We start from the raw sequence: 3,314 nt of genomic DNA, 5'->3' as shown, positions 1-3,314 counted from the left end.
AAAGGTTGAGGTTTTATGAATCGGGAAAAGATTGAAAAAATGAAGATAAAAACACCTTGGTATTTTAGTTGGTGGACAATATTCCTATTAATTCTTGCAGGAATTATTACGTTTGGGGTGACTTCAATTGTAGGTTTTAGCTTACTGTTTGGTCGCTATTATTATGTGAAATCAGAAAAATTAAAACTACAGATCTCTGAAGTTGAAAACTTGCAACAAGAAATTACTTCTTTGAAAACCGAATTAAACAATCTAGAAGTCGAACGTAACCAGATTCAAGTTAACATTTCAAATTCCCAAGACATTTTTGAGGAAAAAAAGACGCAATATATAAAGCAAATTCGCGTTGAATACGAATCAGAAGGAAAACAAATTATCGATAAAATCATATCAGATAATCAAAAAAAAATATCTGAGCTTCAAAAATTCGCAGAAGAACGTGATACTTTAGCAGCTGAAAATGAAAAGTTAAGCAAAAATATTAAATCCCAAAGTACAAAACTTTTAAAGTTAAAAACTGAGTTTAATGGTATTCGCAATTTAATTGACTTATTCCCACAATTATTCAACGAAGAAAATCTTCCAAATGAGTTAGAACTATTATTAGCAAATTACAATGAAGATAGTATTATGAAAAGCCTGATAGAGCTAGATTACCATGCATTGAATTCAAAAGAACTACGTAAACAAATTAATAAAATCAAAAAAGAAATTGCAACATTGTTAGATAAGTATAAAGAACGTTACAAAACAAAAGCAAACCAAGCAATTTATCAACTAATGGTGATAGGTTTACAAGCCGAGTTACAAAATATTCTTTATACTCTTTCATACGCCAAACATGAGGAAGCTATCGATAATGCGAGAGCTTTAATTAGAAAATATTTAGCTATTTCAACAAATGGTAATGCTTCGATCGCACCAACTATTTCTAAATTTCTAGCAGAACTTGAACCGTTGTTCATTGAAGCCGTTGAAGTTGAGTATCAGTACTACATTAAACGTGAACAAGAAAAAGAAGAACAACGTTTAATTCGAGAACAAATGCGTCAAGAAGCCGCGGAACGTAAAGAATTAGAAGCTCAAAAGAAAAAGCTAGAGGCAGAAGAGGCAAAATTCGAGGCAGAGCTACAGCGAACAAATGAGTTGCTAATCAGTGAAACTAATCCAGACATAATTACTCAATTACAGTCACGTATTTCAGAACTTGAGCAACAACAGAACAATGTTGTAGAGCAGAAAGAAGAAATTTTAAAACGAGCAAATGGTAAAGCTGGCTATGTTTATGTTATCTCAAACTTAGGTTCCTTTGGTAAACAAGTATTCAAAGTAGGAATGACAAGACGAATGAATCCTCAAGATCGAGTTGACGAACTTGGAGACGCATCTGTACCTTTTAAATTTGACGTACACGCAATGATTTTCTCAGATGATGCAGTGGGATTAGAATATCAACTTCATCAAGAATTAAGTCCTAAGCGATTAAATAAAGTGAACTTACGTAAAGAATTTTTTGTAACAACGGTTGAAGAATTACAAGCTTTAGTTGAATCAATCGATCCAACCGCTGAATTTAAGACAACAATGGTTGCACACGAATACTTTAGAAGTATCGAAATGGATGAAGAGAATATTATGCCTACTTCAAGCTTGTCTTTCGAAAATGATGAAGTTGAAGTGAATGAAACTATTCGGAATTGAGTATTTAAATCAAAATTAAAATGCACTCCGATTATTAGAGGTTTTTAACAATCGGAGTGCATTTCATCATCTAGGATTTATTTAGTGCCGTTTTCGAATGACTGACTACATACTTCTTCAAAGAATTATGTAAGCTAATTCTCAAATTACAAATACGATCGATTAAAGTAGCAACTTGCGTTGAGTCAGACAGGAGCAGAAAACTCTCTTTTGATTTGTTCGATATCAATCATTGTTTTTTCATGAACGTACTGAACGAGCACATCATACTGTTCGACCGTATTCAGTTTTTTGAATTTCTCCACATCCCCTTTAAAGCCCGTGAAATAATCACTTTGATACTCCGGGTTGTTGAAAAGTCTCAAATATTCCATATAGTCTTTGATTGTTATTTGACTCACGATGTAAGAGAGAATGGCTTCCCACTCTTTAATCCGACCCTCATGAATCTGTTTTTTGATAATGATGTCTTGTGATTGCTCCATTTTGATTTTTTGAATACATTGCTCTACTTCCAACTTATATTCAAGTAACTCATCGCGATTTCGAGTATCCAACGTAGGAATCACTTCAGTTACATAGTACTGATACCGTTGCTTTCGAGGATGCTTGTTCTTGCCTTTAGCTACTTTAGAGCTTTGATTGAGATCATCGGATTTATTTAATCGTTTCTTTAAATTGATTGACTCTATAGCCCCAATGATTTCTTTGTTATGTTTTAATGCAAGTTCGACCACCGTCGGACCATATTTTTTGACTCCATTCACGATCAATTCCGTCGATTTTTTAGACATGAGGAATTCTCCTTTTGTATGTATATTTTCATGACGATTTTCAAAAAAACAACTCGCAGTTTCTATTCAACAAAGGAATGCTCAATCCCTTGAATCCATTCGAAAACCTAATGAACAGTTTCCGCAATCGATGAAGGGTGGACTATAAAATTAAGTACAACACCTAAACGTGAATGCAAAAAAGCTCACAGCGATTGCCTCTGTAGAATGAAGTCACCACAACACACATTCAGACAGAGGAACCACTATGAGCTACAACTTATCACAACCGAAAACATGAAAATCAAAACTTATCTGGAACTCGGGAGATGTATCAAGAGCACGAATGACGTCAAAACGAACCTCGACGATACGACGCGTCAGACGATTATCAAGAAGTTTTAGATGACCTGATCACCGAAACAAATCGTCGGTCTCCTCTAAGAGTTCTTCCTAGAAGAAACGCACTTTTCACAGTTCACATATGACAAACTCACGAATGAGCTCGTCAAAAACAACGGACGACCGAGGAAGTGTTACGCTTCATTTGAAAATCATCAGTAATATAACGACTTATCTTGAATGAGTACTTACCATTCTACGTGCTCATAAAATTCAGAGGGATAATGAATTTCTGAAGGATGACATCGATGCTCAATTGCCGCTTCGAAAATTAATTTTTGTTGACGCTCGTAATCTGGTGTAATCTGACATGTCCGCTTGGCAAAAATATTAAAATTCTTTTGACGTTTTTCTAATCCCATTTCATGCCACTCACTATTTAAGTAATCAATATATTGCGTAAACAAAATGTGCTCGGATCCATTTTCGGCAATCCAT

3 protein-coding genes are annotated in these 3,314 nt (G+C 34.6%); 1 reads left to right on the top strand and 2 read right to left on the bottom strand.

Features of this window, described 5'->3' with window-relative positions; genetic code table 11:
• The first annotated feature begins 15 nt into the window (after positions 1-15).
• Complete coding sequence (locus ON063_RS14360) at positions 16-1,701, top strand: GIY-YIG nuclease family protein (protein WP_274665593.1); 1,686 nt, start codon at positions 16-18, stop codon at positions 1,699-1,701.
• A gap of 185 nt (positions 1,702-1,886) precedes the next feature.
• On the opposite strand, the gene ON063_RS14355 is transcribed toward ON063_RS14360, so the two are convergent.
• Both ON063_RS14355 and ON063_RS14350 read right to left on the bottom strand, forming a co-directional pair.
• A complete protein-coding gene (locus tag ON063_RS14355; protein ID WP_274665592.1) occupies positions 1,887-2,495 on the bottom strand; it encodes a hypothetical protein in 609 nt (202 codons plus the stop codon).
• 569 nt (positions 2,496-3,064) lie between these two features.
• Positions 3,065-3,314 (bottom strand): DUF6904 family protein (locus tag ON063_RS14350; protein ID WP_446719147.1); only part of this gene is annotated, 250 nt, incomplete at its 5' end.

The organism is Exiguobacterium sp. B2(2022) (genome assembly GCF_028823655.1).
GTDB classification, from domain to species: Bacteria; Bacillota; Bacilli; order Exiguobacteriales; family Exiguobacteriaceae; genus Exiguobacterium; species Exiguobacterium aestuarii_A.
The sequence above is the reverse complement of the archived record's forward strand: the minus strand, read 5'-3'. Positions and strand labels throughout refer to the sequence as shown.

Coding starts and splice junctions, on each gene's coding strand:
- ON063_RS14360 (WP_274665593.1), top strand. CDS start 16: ATGAATCGGGAAAAGATTGAAAAAATGAAGATAAAAACACCTTGGTAT.
- ON063_RS14355 (WP_274665592.1), bottom strand. CDS start 2,495: ATGTCTAAAAAATCGACGGAATTGATCGTGAATGGAGTCAAAAAATAT.